Annotated in this window: 10 protein-coding genes; 8 read left to right on the forward strand and 2 right to left on the reverse strand. The window is 60.3% G+C overall.

Translation table 11 applies throughout. From position 1 onward, the window contains the following. The first annotated feature begins 8 nt into the window (after nucleotides 1-8). A complete protein-coding gene (locus ACP7A2_RS07405) occupies nucleotides 9-890 on the forward strand; it encodes a 3-keto-5-aminohexanoate cleavage protein (protein WP_426133680.1) in 882 nt (293 codons plus the stop codon). A gap of 393 nt (nucleotides 891-1,283) precedes the next feature. After that, nucleotides 1,284-1,916: a carboxymuconolactone decarboxylase family protein gene (locus ACP7A2_RS07410; RefSeq protein WP_426133681.1), complete on the forward strand. Its 633-nt coding sequence runs from the start codon at nucleotides 1,284-1,286 to the stop codon at nucleotides 1,914-1,916. Nucleotides 1,917-1,977: 61 nt separating this feature from the next. Here the strand turns inward: ACP7A2_RS07410 and treR are convergent, their stop codons facing one another. Further along, the gene (gene treR, locus ACP7A2_RS07415; protein WP_426133682.1) at nucleotides 1,978-2,682 is read right to left on the reverse strand and encodes a trehalose operon repressor; all 705 of its coding nucleotides are present in this window, start codon (nucleotides 2,680-2,682) and stop codon (nucleotides 1,978-1,980) included. A 254-nt stretch (nucleotides 2,683-2,936) separates the two neighbouring features. On the opposite strand from treR, the gene treP reads away from it, so the two are divergent. The 5 genes from treP to ACP7A2_RS07440 all read left to right on the forward strand — a co-directional run bounded on the left by treP (nucleotide 2,937) and on the right by ACP7A2_RS07440 (nucleotide 10,402). Further along, nucleotides 2,937-4,379, forward strand: coding sequence for a PTS system trehalose-specific EIIBC component (gene treP, locus ACP7A2_RS07420; RefSeq protein WP_426133683.1), 1,443 nt, complete (start codon nucleotides 2,937-2,939; stop codon nucleotides 4,377-4,379). A 123-nt stretch (nucleotides 4,380-4,502) separates the two neighbouring features. Then, nucleotides 4,503-6,149, forward strand: a complete 1,647-nt coding sequence (gene treC / locus ACP7A2_RS07425; protein ID WP_426133684.1) for an alpha,alpha-phosphotrehalase — start codon at nucleotides 4,503-4,505, stop codon at nucleotides 6,147-6,149. A 75-nt stretch (nucleotides 6,150-6,224) separates the two neighbouring features. After that, complete coding sequence (locus ACP7A2_RS07430; RefSeq protein ID WP_426133685.1) at nucleotides 6,225-7,445, forward strand: maltoporin; 1,221 nt, start codon at nucleotides 6,225-6,227, stop codon at nucleotides 7,443-7,445. 150 nt (nucleotides 7,446-7,595) lie between these two features. Next, a complete protein-coding gene (gene ptsP, locus ACP7A2_RS07435; protein ID WP_426133686.1) occupies nucleotides 7,596-10,121 on the forward strand; it encodes a phosphoenolpyruvate--protein phosphotransferase in 2,526 nt (841 codons plus the stop codon). Between the two features lie 2 nt (nucleotides 10,122-10,123). Continuing rightward, complete coding sequence (locus ACP7A2_RS07440) at nucleotides 10,124-10,402, forward strand: PTS transporter subunit EIIB (RefSeq protein WP_426133687.1); 279 nt, start codon at nucleotides 10,124-10,126, stop codon at nucleotides 10,400-10,402. 134 nt (nucleotides 10,403-10,536) lie between these two features. Here the strand turns inward: ACP7A2_RS07440 and mltF are convergent, their stop codons facing one another. Then, the gene (mltF, locus tag ACP7A2_RS07445) at nucleotides 10,537-11,997 is read right to left on the reverse strand and encodes a membrane-bound lytic murein transglycosylase MltF (protein WP_348055999.1); all 1,461 of its coding nucleotides are present in this window, start codon (nucleotides 11,995-11,997) and stop codon (nucleotides 10,537-10,539) included. Nucleotides 11,998-12,284: 287 nt separating this feature from the next. Here mltF and purL point away from each other — a divergent pair, with 287 nt between their 5' ends. Next, nucleotides 12,285-16,181, forward strand: a complete 3,897-nt coding sequence (purL, locus tag ACP7A2_RS07450; protein ID WP_426133688.1) for a phosphoribosylformylglycinamidine synthase — start codon at nucleotides 12,285-12,287, stop codon at nucleotides 16,179-16,181. The last annotated feature ends 3 nt before the right edge of the window (nucleotides 16,182-16,184 follow it).

Below are 16,184 nucleotides of genomic sequence, written 5' to 3' on the forward strand. Positions count from 1 at the left end.
GACGGAAAATGAACAACCAAAAGACGATTGTCACGTGTGCGATTACCGGCAACCTGACGAAGCCTGAACAACATCCAGGCTTGCCTGTGACACCCCAGCAGATCGCCACATCCGCTTTGGAGGCCGCCGAGGCTGGCGCAGCCGTTGCTCACATCCACGTTCGAGACCCGCAGAGCGGTCAACCGTCCATGGATCTGTCTCTGTACAGAGAGGTCATGGAGTTGATCCGCAAAGACAATAAAGGCCTCATCATCAATCTCACAACGGGGCCAGGAGGTCGCTTTGTTCCAGGCGATATGGATCCACGTGTAGCTGGGCCGGGAACCACATTGCTTCCCCCTCATCGTCGGGTGGAGCACATAGCTGCGTTGAAACCGGACATCTGCTCGCTTGACCTGAATACGATGAATTCGGGCAGTCAAGTCGTGATCAACACACCCAAAAATGTTAGGCGAATGGCATCGATCATTCGCGAGGCTGGCGTTAAACCGGAGCTCGAAATTTTTGACTCTGGTGATATACGTCTGGCACTCGACCTCATGGCGGACGGTACATTGGAAGGGCCGGGCCTGTGGACGTTCGTTTTAGGGGTGAAGTATGGTTTTCCAGCTACGCCTGAGACAATGCTTTATGCACGAAGCCTGTTACCCGTTAATGCTATGTGGGGTGCCTTTGGAATTGGACGTGATGAGTTTCCAATGGTTGCTCAAGCGTGGCTCTGTGGCGGGCATGTTCGTGTGGGACTTGAGGACAACATTTATATCGCTAAAGGCGTTCTGGCAAAAGACAACGCAGAACTTGTTGAGCGAGCATGTGACATCGTTAAATCAATGGGCGGACGAATTGCCACGGCCATGGAAGCTCGCGTTCAACTGGGGCTGACCAAGTAAGTATTTATACAAGCCTTGCGACGCCTATCATTGATTCAAGCGTGTTTTGGCGCCCGGCTCACACTTAGTTGGCGATGTTTAAGTCGGAAGTCTGCATCGATGACAGATATGCCGTTCCAGCAGCGATGATCTTAATGCCACGGTCGTTAATCAGCATAACGATGGCTTGCGTCGGATGTTCATGAACTAAGTACCGCTGTCGATTCGCGTTGCCTACAGGCCAGGATGAAAAGCCCCTGAAGCGATAACCAAATCAGATTGCGTGCATCAATAAAGGGTGTTGGATTCAGCGTTTCCCCCTCAATAGACTAAATTCCGCCTGGTCACTAAAGGTATCTAGTCTGCCTTGAAAACATCTCATGCAGATTCACGCTCAGCAACGAGAGATAAAACATGAAACTACGCTCCTTCCTCCTGGCCGGATGCATTGGTGCAGTCAGCGTCTCAGCGATGGCCGCTGACAGAATGCCGCCTCTTGCCCCTGAAACGCTTACTGCGGCGCAGAAAAACGCCATCGATCTAGTCGCCAAATCTGTGCCACCTGGCGGTTCACCGCGCAGCATCGGCACCAGCGTATTGCTGCGCGACCCTGAACTTCTCAACCGCTTGCAGGATACCGGCGCATACCTTCGCTATCACGCTGGGCTCGAACCTCGTCTGGCTGAATTTGTGATCCTGATGACTCTGCGCCATTGGAGCAACCAGAACGAATGGCATGCGCATGAAAAGCTAGCGCCCAAGGCTGGACTTTCGTCGACGCTTATAAGAGCACTGGCCGAAGGCCAACGACCTGTGGGTATGCCATCGGACGAAGAAGCGCTCTATGACTTTTTTGACGAGTTGCACCGCAACAAGAGTGTGAGCGACGCGACTTACCAGCGCGTCCATCAGAAGTGGGGTGACCGCGGCGTCATCGACTTTGTGGCGCTCGACGGCTACTACGCCACATTGGCTGCCGTTTTCAACGTGGCCCAAACACCCTTGCCAGCCGGTGTGCCCGCTCCACTTCCTTCACTGCCTCGCTAAGTTCGAAACTACGTTAACGCCGCCTTCGCATGGCGACGGGGTACGTAGTGCCAGGGATGGCTCACCGCCGCGCAATATCCGAAAAGTAAAACTTATCCAACGTATGCCGCGACTCGGTGTACTCGAACTGCCGCCCATCCTGCAAAAACGTCTGGTTACTCACCACGATCACATGGCTTTGCCCATCCAGGTCCAGATGCGCCTGATCGTCCTTGCTGCGCGGCAGGGCTTCGATGGTGCGCTGGGCGTAGGCAATTTGCAGCTGCAGGGTCTGCTCGATAAACGCATAGATCGACTGCTCGGCAATCGAGCGGTCAAGCCCTGGGATCACGTCGGCGACGAAGTGGTTGATGTCGAGAATTACCCGTTTGCCCCCAATTCGCCGCACCCGTTTGATGCGGGTAATGGGCGTGCCGGGCTCGGCTTCGATGTGTTGCAGCAGTGAACCTTCCAGCGGGAACTGGCTGAACTCGACTACTTCGGTGCGCACGTCGTCGCCAAGGTCGGCGTGTGTTTCGTGGAAGCTGACGATGCCGCCCAGTTGGAACTCAATCGGGTTCGGCGACAACACAAAGGTGCCCTTGCCGTGGATTTTTTGCGCGAACCCGCGCTCCTGCAGCTGCTCGATTGCCCGACGCACGGTGCCTCGGCTGGCCTGGTAGGTGTCCATCAATTCGGTTTCGGAGGGAAGGCGCGTGCCGCGTTGCAGCCGTTCAGTGGTGATGCTGGCAAGCAGATCCGTATAGATCTGGTTGTATTTGCTCATGGGGATGGCTCTGTGCCCGACGTGGTGAAGGTGAACGGCGCGTTCACGGCAGGAACATTAGTGGCCCGTGTAGGGTTTGTCCATTAGACCCTTGGATATCTGTGGCCTGTAGCGATGCGTGGGCCTACAACAGATAAACATTTGCAAACTCGTCTGTACGAGTTGTTGCTTTAACTCGTACAGACGAGTACTTTTGCCTTCGGCGTGCTGCCAATGACTGCCCTCAAATAAAAAAATCAAAGTGGAAAACAAGCATGAGCCACGACTATTCGAACATTGCCCGCGAGATTCTCGAGAACCTCGGGGGCAGCGACAACCTTGAGCAAGCTGCCCACTGCGTTACCCGCCTGCGCCTGGCGCTCAAGGACCCGAGCCTGGTCAATAGCAGTGCGTTGAACGGCGTCGATCTGGTCAAGGGCTCGTTTTTCACCGGCGGTTTGTTCCAGGTGGTGATCGGCCCCGGCGAAGTGGAGAAGGTCTACGCCGCCCTGCGCGAACACACCGGCCTTGCCGCCGCAACCATCGCCGACGTGAAGAAGAAGGGCGCCGACAAGACCAACGCCATGCAGCGTCTGGTGCGTGTGTTCTCCGATGTGTTCATGCCGATCCTGCCCGCGCTGATCATTGCCGGCCTGTTGATGGGCATCAACAACCTGATGGGCGCCAAGGGCATGTTCATCGAGGGCAAGACGCTGCTGGAGGCCTATCCGAACCTGGATGGTTTGTGGAGCCTGATCAACCTGATGGCCAACACTTCGTTTGTGTTCCTGCCGGCGCTGGTGGGCTGGTCGGCGGCCAAGCGTTTTGGCGGCAGTGAAATCCTCGGCATCGTGCTCGGCCTGATGCTGGTGCACCCGGACCTGCTCAATGCCTGGAACTACGGCAAGGCGGTGGCGGGGCTGGACGGCCAGAGCCTGCCGTACTTCGATATTTTTGGCCTGTTCCAGATCGAGAAGGTCGGCTATCAGGGGCAAATCCTGCCGATCCTGATGGCGGCGTATGTGATGAGCGTGATCGAGAAATGGCTGCGCGCGCGGGTGCCCAACGCGATTCAACTGCTGGTCGTGCCGATCACCACCATCGTCGTCACCGGCGTGTTGGCGCTGGCGATCATCGGCCCGGTGACCCGTCACCTCGGCATCCTGATCACCGAAGGCGTGGTCACCCTGTTTGACCTGGCGCCGATGGTTGGCGGGGCGATTTTCGGCCTGTTGTATGCGCCGCTGGTAATCACCGGCATGCACCACATGTTCCTCGCCGTGGACCTGCAACTTATCTCTACACACGGCGGCACCTTTATCTGGCCGATGATCGTGATGTCCAACCTGGCCCAGGGCAGCGCCGCGCTAGCGGTGTTCTACACCACCCGCAATGCGCGGGACAAAAGCATGGCGTCGACCTCGGCGATATCTGCGTATTTCGGCATCACGGAGCCAGCGATGTTCGGGGTGAATTTGCGCTTCAAGTTTCCGTTTTATGCCGCCCTGCTGGGCTCGGCGCTGGGCAGCATTTTCCTGTCGATGAACAAGGTGCAGGCGTCGGCCATTGGCGTCGGTGGCTTGCCGGCGTTTATCTCGATCCTTCCGCAGTTCATCCCGGTTTTCGTGATCGGGATGGTGATTGCGATGGTCGTGCCGTTTGTTTTGACCTGTGCGTTGAGCATGAAGATTGTTCGGCCGGGGTATCGGGTCGCCTGATTGATCGCTATCGCAGGTAAGCCAGCTTCCACCTTTGAATGTGTTCACAAATCAATGTGGGAGCTGGCTTGCCTGCGATAAGGCCCTGGAGCCAGGCACAAAACTCTACTGAAGGAACCCACCATGCAAAACTGGCAACACTCGGTGATCTACCAGATCTACCCCAAAAGCTTCCACAGCCACGCGGGTAACGCCACCGGTGACCTGCTGGGCATCGTGGACAAGCTTGATTACCTGAAATGGCTGGGCGTGGATTGCCTGTGGATCACCCCGTTCCTGCGCTCGCCGCAACGCGACAACGGCTACGACATCAGCGACTACTACGCCATCGACCCGAGCTACGGGACCATGGCCGACTGCGACTTGCTGATCAGCGAAGCGGCCAAGCGTGGCATCAAGTTGATGCTCGACATTGTGGTCAACCACACCTCCATTGAGCACGAGTGGTTCCAGCAAGCGCGCAGCAGCCTCGACAACCCGTTCCGTGACTTCTACATCTGGCGCGACCAGCCGAACAACTGGGAATCCAAGTTCGGCGGCTCGGCGTGGGAATACGAGGCGCAAACCGGCCAGTACTTCCTGCACCTGTTCGACCACACCCAGGCCGACCTGAATTGGGCCAACCCCGCAGTGCGCGCCGAGGTGTTCAAGCTGATGCGCTTCTGGCGCGACAAAGGCGTGGGCGGTTTCCGTCTGGACGTGATCAACCTGATCTCCAAACCCGCCGATTTCCCCGAAGACAACACTGACGGCCGGCGCTTCTACACCGATGGCCCGAACGTGCATGAATACCTGCAGGAAATGCACCGCGAAGTGTTCGAAGGGCATGACCTGATCAACGTCGGCGAAATGTCATCCACCAGCCTTGAACACTGCATCCGCTACTCGCGGCCGGAGTCCAAAGAGCTGTCGATGACCTTCAACTTTCATCACCTGAAAGTCGATTACCCGAACCTGGAAAAGTGGGTGAGGGCGGACTTTGATTTTCTGCAACTCAAGCAGATTTTTTCCGACTGGCAACTCGGCATGCAGGCCGGCGGTGGCTGGAACGCGCTGTTCTGGTGTAACCACGACCAGCCACGTGTGGTCTCGCGTTTTGGTGATGACGGCGAGCACCGCGTGGTTTCGGCCAAGATGCTCGCCACTGCGCTGCACTTCCTCCAAGGCACGCCGTATGTGTACCAGGGCGAAGAACTGGGCATGACCAACCCCGGCTTCAACAAGATCGACCAGTACCGCGACGTCGAGACCCTGAACATCTTCCGCCTCAAGCGCGATGCGGGTGAGTCCGAGGCGTCGAGCATGGCGGCGATCATGCAGAAGTCTCGCGACAACAGCCGCACGCCGATGCAGTGGAACAGCCAGGCGAATGCCGGTTTCAGCACGGGCGAACCGTGGATCGGCATCCCCGCCAATGCGGCGCAGATCAACGTCGAGCGCCAGTTGGATGACCCGGATTCGGTGCTGCATCACTACCGCGCGCTGATCGCTCTGCGTCGCTGCGAGCCGCTGATTCAGGCAGGTGTGTATCGCCAACTGCTGCAAGACCACCTGCAGGTGTGGGCCTATCTGCGTGAAGGCGATGGCGAGCGTCTGCTGGTGCTCAACAATTTCTACGGCACGCCGTGCGAAATCCAGCTGCCCGAACACGTGATAAACGCCGCGCAAACGCAGCGCCTTCTGATCAGCAACTACCCCGACTGCCCGCCGCGTACGGCCACGGTGACGTTGCGCCCTTATGAATCCTTTGTGCTGCACCTCAAGGACTAAGACCCGCTTCAACCCCTGCCTGGGAGTGCAGGGGCGCTTCACCCAAAAACATAATAAAAAATATCGGAGTGCTTCATGAAAACAACAATAAAGCTGGGCCTCATTGCGTCGTGTCTCTCTGCTTCTTATGCCGCTCAGGCTCTCGAATTTGCCGGTTACCTGCGCAGCGGCGCAGGCACTTCAACCGGCAGTGGCAAGCAGCAATGTTTCCAGTTGCCGGGGGCGCAAACCAAATACCGTCTGGGGAACGAATGCGAGCAATACGGGGAACTGGAATTGCGCCAGGACCTGCTGACGCTGGATGACGGTTCGGTACTCAGCGTCGATGCCATGGCATCGCTTTACAACAAATACGACCGCGCCCTGAAATTCCAGGGCGAAGACAACGGCTCGGCGCGCATGCCGCAGATGTATGCGCAGTGGTCCAACCTGCCGAGCCTCAACGGCGGTTCGGTGTGGGCCGGTCGACGTTATTACAAACGAAACGACATCCATATTTCCGACTTCTACTACTGGAACCAGAGCGCCACGGGTGGTGGTGTGGAGGACGTGAAAATCGGCGATCTCAGGTACAGCTACGCCCTGTCGCGCAAGGACAACCTGTACCAGAAGGAATACGCCACCCGTCACGACTTTAACGTGGCGGGCTTCAAGACCAACCCCGGCGGCGAGCTGGAATTTGGCTTGAGCTACATCGACAAAGCCGGCGGCCGCGATGCCAACAGCGGCTGGGCGATCACCGCGCAGCATGTGCAAAAACCTTTCCTTGGCGGCAAGAACAAATTCGCCTTGCAGTACGGCGAAGGCCCCGGCACCGGCCTGGGTTACACCGGCGACACCACGTTGGACAAAAGCAGCAAAAGCTACCGCGCCGTGGAGTTTTTCGACTGGCAGGTGACGCCGCGTTTCGGTGGGCAAGTCGAGGCGGTGTACCAGAAAGATATTCGTCCCGGCAGCCAGGATCAGACGTGGATGTCCATCGGTGTGCGCCCCGCGTACGCGATCAGCGAGCAGTTCAAGCTGGTCACCGAACTTGGGCATGATCAGGTCGAGGCTGCGGGTGGTACGCGCAAGCTGAGCAAATTTACCTTCGCCCCGACCTGGTCGCCCAACGGCCCCGAGTTCTGGGCGCGGCCGGAAGTGCGTTTGTATTACACCTACGCCAGCTGGAACGAAGCCGCCAAGCGCGCGGCGAATGAACTGGCGGCGGGTTCGGCGTTATCCGACACCGGCGCGTATGGCACGGCGCGGCATGGGTCAAATGTGGGTGTGCAGGTTGAATATTGGTGGAAATAACCGCGCTTTATGTGGGAGCTGGCTTGCCTGCGATGCAGGCGACCCGGTCTCTCGGTAAGGCCAAGGTGATGCTATCGCAGGCAAGCCAGCGCCCACATTGGATCGTCGTTCGCCCTATGATTTTTACAGAACAAAACAGCAGGTGAAGTCATGACCACAACGCAACCCCTGGAACTGTTGGCGCCCCTGTCCGGGGTGCTGCTGGCGCTGGACAAGGTGCCCGACCCGGTGTTCGCCAGCCGCCTGATCGGCGACGGCCTGTGCATCGACCCGACCTCGCAGACGGTCTGCGCGCCACTGGCCGGGGTGATCAGCAATATTCAGGACAGTGGTCATGCGCTCAGCATCACCGACGACAATGGCGTCCAGGTGCTGCTGCACATTGGCCTGGACACCGTGAACCTCGCGGGCCAGGGCTTCACGCGATTGGTGCAGGAAGGCCAGCGCGTGGAGGCCGGTCAGCCGCTGATTGAATTCGATGCCGACTACGTGGCGCTCCATGCACGCAGTTTGCTGACGTTGATGCTGGTGGTCAGTGGCGAGCCCTTTACCCTGCTGGCGAACGGTTTGGTAGAGGTCGGCCAGCCACTGTTGCAGTTATCCCCAGGTGAGGCCGTTGAAGCGGTGAATGAGGAGGAGGGCGACGCACTGTTCTCCAAGCCGCTGACCCTGCCCAACGCCAACGGCTTGCACGCTCGACCTGCGGCGGTGTTCGCCCAGGCAGCTAAAGCCTTTAGCGCGAGCATTTACCTGCACAAGCAGACCCAGAGCGCCAACGCAAAATCCCTGGTGGCGATCATGGCGCTGCAAACCGTGCAGGGCGATTCGCTGCAGGTAAGTGCCGCAGGTGACGATGCCGAAGCGGCGATTACGGCATTGGTCGCGCTGTTGGCAGACGGCTGCGGCGAGACGGTTTTGGCACCGGCTGAGGTGGTTGAGGCGCTCGCGCCGGTGTCGTCACAGACGTTGCTGCGCGGCGTGTGTGCGTCGCCGGGTTCGGCGTTTGGCCAGGTTGTTCAAGTGGCTGAGCCCGAGCTGACGATCACTGAAAACGGCATCGACGAAACGGCCGAGCGCGATGCGTTGACGCGTGGCCTGCTGGCGGCAACCCAGGCGCTGCAAACCCTGCAAGCCAACGCCGCCGGCGGTGCCCAGGCGGAAATCTTCCGCGCCCATCAGGAGTTGCTCGAAGACCCGACCCTGCTGGAGCAAGCCCACGGTCTGCTGGCCCACGGCAAGAGCGCCGCGTTTGCCTGGAACAGCGCCACCGTTGCGACCGCCAGGCTGTTCAAGGAATCGGGCCATACCCTGCTCGCCGAACGCGCGGCGGATTTGGCCGATGTCGGCCAGCGCGTGCTGAAGCTTATTCTCGGTATTCAGGACCGCGCATGGGATTTGCCGGAGCAGGCCATCCTGATCGCCGAGCAATTGACGCCGTCGCAAACCGCCAGCCTGGATACGCGCAAGGTGCTGGGTTTTGTCACCGTTGGCGGCGGCGCGACCAGTCACGTCGCGATCCTCGCCCGCGCGCTCGGCCTGCCGGCGATTTGCGGCGTGCCGGGTCACGTGTTGGCGCTGGCCAATGGCAAACATGTCCTGCTCGACGCCGATAAAGGCGAACTGCACCTGGAGCCGGACCTGGCTGAAATCGAACAATTGCAGGCTGCCCGCCATCAGCAAGTGCAGCGCCGTCAGCGTGAGGTGGCGCAGGCTGCCTTGCCGGCCACCACCCGCGATGGCCATCACGTTGAGGTCACGGCCAATGTTGCCTCGTTGCAGGAAGTCGAGCAGTCCTTGACCCTGGGTGGCGAAGGCGTCGGCCTGCTGCGTTCCGAATTCCTCTACCTGGACCGCAACCGCGCGCCAAGCCCCGAGGAGCAGGCCGGCACCTACACGGCGATCGCCCGTGCGCTGGGCCCTGAGCGCAACCTCGTGGTGCGCACCCTGGACGTCGGTGGCGACAAGCCACTGGCCTACGTGCCGATGGACGCCGAGACCAACCCGTTTCTTGGCTTGCGTGGTATTCGCCTGTGCCTGGAGCGTCCTGAACTGTTGCGCGAGCAGTTCCGCGCCATCCTCGCCAGTGCCGGCTTTGCGCGCCTGCACATCATGTTGCCGATGGTCAGCCTGCTGTCGGAGCTGCACCTGGCGCGGCAGATTCTTGAGGAAGAAGCGCTGGCGCTGGGGCTTGCCGAGCTGCCGAAGCTGGGCATCATGATCGAAGTACCGTCCGCCGCATTGATGGCGGATGTGTTTGCACCCCACGTGGATTTCTTCTCCATCGGCACCAATGACCTGACCCAATACACGTTGGCGATGGACCGCGATCATCCGCGGCTGGCCAGCCAGGCCGACAGTTTTCACCCGGCGGTGCTGCGCCTGATCGCCACCACCGTCAAGGCCGCCCATGCCCACGGCAAGTGGGTGGGCGTGTGCGGCGCGTTGGCGTCTGAAGCATTGGCGGTGCCGGTGCTGATCGGGCTGGGCGTGGATGAACTGTCGGTCAGCGTGCCATTGATCCCGACCATCAAGGCCACCGTGCGCGAAGTGGATTTGGCCGGCTGCCAGATCATCGCCCGCCAGGTGCTGGGCCTGGAAGAAGCAGGTCAAGTGCGTGAGGCCCTGCGCCTTTACCGCGCTGCCAGCGTCGATACTTCACCTGTTTTGGAGCACTGAGCATGTTCGAGAAATTTCAGCAGGCGTTCTGGAAAGCCCTGACGCCGGACTTGATTGCCGAGACGGTGGTGGTGCCGGAGCAAGGTGCGTTGTCGGCGGATATGCTGGCGGCGCTGGGCGGGGCGCAGAACCTGAAGTCGCAGCAGCGAGTAGCACTGACACGTGTGCGGGTGCAGTTGCAGGATGCGGGGCGGTTGGATGCGGCGGCGCTGAAGGCTGCAGGGGTGCCTGGCGTGATGGTGTTGGCGGGTGGAGTCGTGCACCTGCTCACTGGCCTCTAAGCCAAGCACAGCTGCAAATGCGGGAGCGGGCTTGCTCGCGATAGCGGTGGGTCATTTAGCGGTAGGTTGGCTGACACGCCGCCATCGCGGGCAAGCCCGGCTCCCACAGGGTTGTGTGGTGGCTGGAAGGGCGTCTATAGCTGCTGGTTATCTTCCGGCGGCTTGGTTTTATCCACACCCGGCACGTGCAAGTTACCTTCCACCACCTGGTTACCTTCCAGTTGCGGCTGAGTCACCCAGGTCAGAATGTCGTAATACCGGCGGATGTTCGCCACAAAATGCACCGGCTCACCACCCCGCGCATAGCCATAACGTGTCTTGCTGTACCACTGCTTTTGCGACAGGCGCGGCAGCATCTTCTTCACGTCCAGCCACTTGTTGGGGTTCAGGCCGTCTTTCTTCGCCAGCGTACGCGCATCTTCCAGATGCCCGGTACCGACGTTATAGGCCGCAAGCGCAAACCACGTACGGTCCGGTTCGGCGATGCTGTTGTCCAGTTCATCCTTGATCTTCGCCAGGTACTTGGCGCCGCCCATGATGCTTTGCTTGGCATCCAGGCGGTTGGACACGCCCATCGCCTGGGCGGTGTTCTGGGTCAGCATCATCAGGCCGCGCACGCCGGTCTTGGAGGTGACGGCCGGTTGCCACAGCGATTCCTGATAGCCGATGGCCGCCAATAATCGCCAGTCCACTTTTTCTTCCTTGGCGTAGGCGCGAAAGTGCTTTTCGTATTTGGGCAGACGCTGCTGCAAGTGCTGGGCGAAAGTGTAGGCGCCGACGTAACCGAGAACATCCACGTGCCCGTAATAGCGGTCTTTCAAGCGCTGCAACGTGCCGTTTTTCTCGACCTTGTCCAGGTAGCTGTTGATCTCGTTGAGCAGGCTGTTGTCTTCGCCCGCCGCCACGGCCCAGCTTTGGTTGCTGGCATTGCCGAGGTCGAACGCCACGCGCACGTTAGGGAAGTACACCTGGTTCATCGCGACTTCGTTGGAGTCGACAAGGGTCAGGTCGATTTGCCCTTCATCGACCATACGCAGCAAGTCGACTACCTCAACAGCGTCGGACTCTTCGTATTCAATCGCAGGATTCTGCTTTTTAAGCGCCGCCAATTGCTCGGCGTGGGTGCTGCCCTTGAGCACCATGATCTTCTTGCCGACAAGGTCCGCCACGTTGGTCGGGCGGGATTGGCCGTTGCGGTAGATGATCTGCGGGGTCACTTCCAGGTAAGGGTGGGAGAAACGCACCTGTTGCTGGCGTTGCTCACTGCTCACCAGACCGGCGGCAGCCAATACCGGACCGTTGGGTTTGCCCAACTGACCGAACAAGTCGTCGAGGTTGTCGGCAGTCTCGATTTCCAGCTTAACGCCCAGGTCGTCGGCAAAGCGCTTGACCAGCTCGTATTCGAAACCGGTTTCACCGTTGCGGTCCTGGAAATACGTGGCGGGGCTGTTTCGGGTAATTACACGCAATACGCCATCCTCCTTGATTCGCTCGAGCGTGCTGGGTTTATCAACACACGCGCTGAGCATCAGGAAGAGTCCGGTTGCGAGCAGCCATTTGGCGCATCGCGGGCGCAAAGCAGTAGGGGAGAACATCTGCGCAGTATACGCAAACGACCCTCGGCGCCATATCTCGACAGCAGGGGACTTGTCTGATAGTGCCCGCAGAACCGGGCTGCAGCCCGCAGAAATGCGGGTTGGCGAGGGTTTGTGACGGTTAAAATAACTGCGCGCCAAGGCCCGCAAAACGCCCCGATACCGTGCAAACCCTGCCAACTGACGTTCGGCAACGGCCAGCGGTGCCGTTTCGGGTGCCGTTGGCGGCGGTTTACGCTAGAATGCACGGCCTCAAAGCACACCCCCTTCCCGAGGCTGTCCCGAAGATGTTGATCCTGCGCGGCGCTCCTGCCCTTTCTGCCTTTCGCCACAGCAAACTCCTTGAGCAACTGAGCCAAAAGGTTCCAGCGGTTACAGGCCTGTATGCTGAATTTGCTCACTTCGCCGACGTAACCGGCGTGTTGACCGCCGACGAACAGCAAGTGCTGGCACGCCTTCTGAAGTACGGCCCAAGCGTCCCCGTTCAAGAGCCGACTGGCCGCTTGTTCCTGGTTCTGCCACGGTTCGGCACCATTTCGCCCTGGTCGAGCAAGGCCAGCGACATCGCCCGCAACTGCGGCCTGTCGAGCATTCAGCGCCTGGAGCGCGGCATTGCCTTCTACGTGGCTGGCCAGTTCAGCGACGCCGAAGCCGAGCTGATCGCCAGCAGCCTGCACGACCGCATGACCCAGATCATCGTCAGCCAGCTGGAACAGGCTGCCGGTCTGTTCAGCCATGCCGAGCCGAAGCCGCTGACCGCGATTGACGTGCTCGGCGGTGGCCGCGCCGCCCTCGAGAAGGCCAACACCGAACTGGGCCTGGCGCTCGCCGAAGACGAGATCGACTACCTGGTCGACGCCTTCAACGGCTTGAAGCGCAACCCGCACGACATCGAACTGATGATGTTTGCCCAGGCCAACTCCGAGCACTGCCGTCACAAGATCTTCAACGCCAGTTGGGACATCGACGGCGAAAGCCAGGAAAAAAGCCTGTTCGGCATGATCAAGAACACCTACGTGATGCACAGCGAAGGCGTTCTGTCTGCTTATAAGGACAACGCCTCGGTCATCGTCGGCTCGGTTGCCGGCCGTTTCTTCCCGGACCCTGAAACCCGCCAGTACGGCGCGGTGCAGGAGCCGGTGCACATCCTGATGAAGGTTGAAACCCACAACCACCCAACCGCGATTGCTCCGTTCCCTGGCGCCGCCACCGGTTCCGGCGGCGAAATTCGCGACGAAGGTGCCACCGGCCGTGGCGCCAAGCCAAAGGCGGGCCTGACCGGTTTCACCGTGTCCAACCTGCAAATTCCGGGTTTTGAACAGCCGTGGGAAGTGCCGTACGGCAAGCCTGAGCGCATCGTTACCGCGCTGGACATCATGATCGAAGGCCCGTTGGGCGGCGCTGCGTTCAACAACGAATTCGGCCGTCCGGCGCTGACCGGTTACTTCCGTACGTTCGAGCAGTCCATCACCACTCCGCGTGGCGATGAAGTGCGCGGCTACCACAAGCCAATCATGTTGGCTGGCGGCATGGGTAACATCCGCGAAGAACACGTCAAGAAAGGCGAGATTCTGGTCGGCTCCAAGCTGATCGTCCTCGGCGGCCCGGCCATGTTGATCGGCCTGGGCGGCGGCGCAGCTTCCTCCATGGCCACCGGCACCAGCTCGGCGGACCTGGATTTTGCTTCCGTGCAGCGCGAAAACCCGGAAATGGAACGCCGCTGCCAGGAAGTCATCGACCGTTGCTGGCAGTTGGGTGACAAGAACCCGATCAGCTTCATCCACGACGTCGGCGCCGGCGGTTTGTCCAACGCCTTCCCGGAACTGGTCAACGATGGCGACCGTGGTGGCCGTTTCGAACTGCGCAACATTCCAAACGACGAGCCGGGCATGGCCCCGCACGAAATCTGGAGCAACGAATCCCAGGAACGCTACGTACTGGCCGTTGGCCCTGAAGACTTCGCGCGCTTCCAGGCCATCTGCGAACGCGAGCGTTGCCCGTTCGCCGTGGTTGGCGAAGCCACTGCCGAGCCGCAGCTGACCGTTACGGATAGCCACTTCGGCAACAGCCCTGTCGACATGCCGCTCGAAGTGCTGCTGGGCAAAGCCCCGCGCATGCACCGTTCGGCGGTACGGGAAGCCGAGCTGGGCGATGACTTCGACCCAAGTGCGCTGGAACTGGCCGACAGCATCGAACGCGTGCTGCACCACCCGGCCGTGGCGAGCAAAAGCTTCCTGATCACCATCGGCGACCGCACCATCACTGGCCTGGTTGCCCGTGACCAAATGGTCGGCCCGTGGCAGGTTCCAGTGGCCGACGTTGCCGTCACTGCCACCAGCTTCGACGTCTACACCGGGGAAGCCATGGCCATGGGCGAGCGTACGCCGCTGGCCCTGCTGGACGCTCCGGCGTCGGGCCGCATGGCGATTGGTGAAACCCTCACCAACATCGCCGCTTCGCGCATCGGCAAGCTGTCCGACATCAAACTGTCGGCCAACTGGATGTCCGCTGCCGGTCACCCAGGCGAAGACGCGCGTCTGTACGACACCGTCAAGGCTGTCGGCATGGAGCTGTGCCCGGAGCTGGGCATCACCATTCCGGTGGGCAAGGACTCGATGTCCATGGCCACGCGCTGGAACGAAGACGGCACCGACAAGAGCGTCACCTCGCCGCTGTCGCTGATCGTTACCGGTTTCGCACCCGTTACTGATATCCGCAAGACCCTGACCCCGCAACTGCGCATGGACAAGGGCACCACCGACCTGATCCTGATCGACCTGGGCCGTGGCCAGAACCGCATGGGCGCCTCGATCCTGGCGCAAACCCATGGCAAGCTCGGCAAACACGCGCCGGACGTCGACGATGCAGAAGACCTCAAAGCCTTCTTCGCCGTGATCCAGGGCCTCAACGCCGACGGCCACCTGCTGGCTTACCACGACCGTTCCGATGGCGGCTTGCTGACCAGCGTTGTGGAAATGGCCTTCGCCGGTCACTGCGGCCTGAACATCGTGCTCGACAGCGTTGCCGAGGATGCCTCCGAAATCAACGGCATGCTGTTCAACGAAGAATTGGGCGCCGTGATTCAGGTTCGCCAGGACGCAACGCCGGACGTGCTCGCCCAATTCAGCGCCGCTGGCCTGGACGACTGCGTGGCTGTCATCGGCCAACCGATCAACAACGGTGAAATCAACATCTCCTTCAATGGCGACACCGTGTTTGCCGGCCAACGCCGCTTGCTGCAACGCCAGTGGGCTGAAACCAGCTACCAGATCCAGCGTCTGCGTGACAACGTTGAGTGCGCCGAGCAGGAATTCGACGTGATCCTGGAAGAAGAAAACCCGGGCCTGAGCACCAAACTCAGCTTCGACGTCAACCAGGACATCGCCGCGCCTTACATCAAAAAAGGCATTCGCCCACAGGTTGCCGTGCTGCGTGAGCAGGGCGTCAACGGCCAGGTGGAAATGGCGGCCGCGTTCGACCGCGCCGGCTTCAATGCGATCGACGTGCACATGAGCGACATCCTCGCCGGTCGCGTTGACCTCAACGAGTTCAAAGGCCTGGTCGCCTGCGGCGGTTTCTCCTACGGCGACGTGCTGGGTGCCGGTGAGGGCTGGGCCAAGTCGGCCTTGTTCAACAGCCGTGCGCGTGATGCGTTCCAGGGCTTCTTCGAACGCAACGACAGCTTCACCCTGGGTGTGTGCAACGGTTGCCAGATGATGTCCAACCTCAGCGAACTGATTCCGGGCAGCGAATTCTGGCCGCACTTTGTGCGCAACCGTTCCGAGCAGTTCGAAGCCCGTGTCGCCATGGTGCAAGTGCAGGAATCCAACTCGATCTTCCTGCAAGGCATGGCCGGTTCGCGCATGCCAATCGCCATCGCCCACGGTGAAGGCCATGCCGAGTTTGCCAGCGAAGAAGCATTGCTCGAAGCCGACCTGTCCGGCACCGTGGCCCTGCGCTTCGTCGACAACCACGGCAAGGTCACCGAGACCTACCCGGCCAACCCGAACGGCTCGCCGCGCGGGATCACCGGCCTCACCAGTCGCGACGGTCGCGTCACCATCATGATGCCGCACCCGGAACGCGTATTCCGCGCCGTGCAGAACTCGTGGCGCCCGGAAGAGTGGGACGAGGACGGCGCCTGGATGCGCATGTTCCGCAACGCTCGCGTGTGGGTGAACTAAGGC

It is taken from the genome of Pseudomonas sp. PWP3-1b2, assembly GCF_049896045.1.
Taxonomy (GTDB): domain Bacteria; phylum Pseudomonadota; class Gammaproteobacteria; order Pseudomonadales; family Pseudomonadaceae; genus Aquipseudomonas; species Aquipseudomonas antarctica_B.

What these genes read in the sequence shown, in the direction of transcription:
- ACP7A2_RS07405 (WP_426133680.1), top strand. Translation starts at nt 9, where the DNA reads ATGAACAACCAAAAGACGATTGTCACGTGTGCGATTACCGGCAACCTG.
- ACP7A2_RS07410 (WP_426133681.1), top strand. Translation starts at nt 1,284, where the DNA reads ATGAAACTACGCTCCTTCCTCCTGGCCGGATGCATTGGTGCAGTCAGC.
- treR (WP_426133682.1), bottom strand. Translation starts at nt 2,682, where the DNA reads ATGAGCAAATACAACCAGATCTATACGGATCTGCTTGCCAGCATCACC.
- treP (WP_426133683.1), top strand. Translation starts at nt 2,937, where the DNA reads ATGAGCCACGACTATTCGAACATTGCCCGCGAGATTCTCGAGAACCTC.
- treC (WP_426133684.1), top strand. Translation starts at nt 4,503, where the DNA reads ATGCAAAACTGGCAACACTCGGTGATCTACCAGATCTACCCCAAAAGC.
- ACP7A2_RS07430 (WP_426133685.1), top strand. Translation starts at nt 6,225, where the DNA reads ATGAAAACAACAATAAAGCTGGGCCTCATTGCGTCGTGTCTCTCTGCT.
- ptsP (WP_426133686.1), top strand. Translation starts at nt 7,596, where the DNA reads ATGACCACAACGCAACCCCTGGAACTGTTGGCGCCCCTGTCCGGGGTG.
- ACP7A2_RS07440 (WP_426133687.1), top strand. Translation starts at nt 10,124, where the DNA reads ATGTTCGAGAAATTTCAGCAGGCGTTCTGGAAAGCCCTGACGCCGGAC.
- mltF (WP_348055999.1), bottom strand. Translation starts at nt 11,997, where the DNA reads ATGTTCTCCCCTACTGCTTTGCGCCCGCGATGCGCCAAATGGCTGCTC.
- purL (WP_426133688.1), top strand. Translation starts at nt 12,285, where the DNA reads ATGTTGATCCTGCGCGGCGCTCCTGCCCTTTCTGCCTTTCGCCACAGC.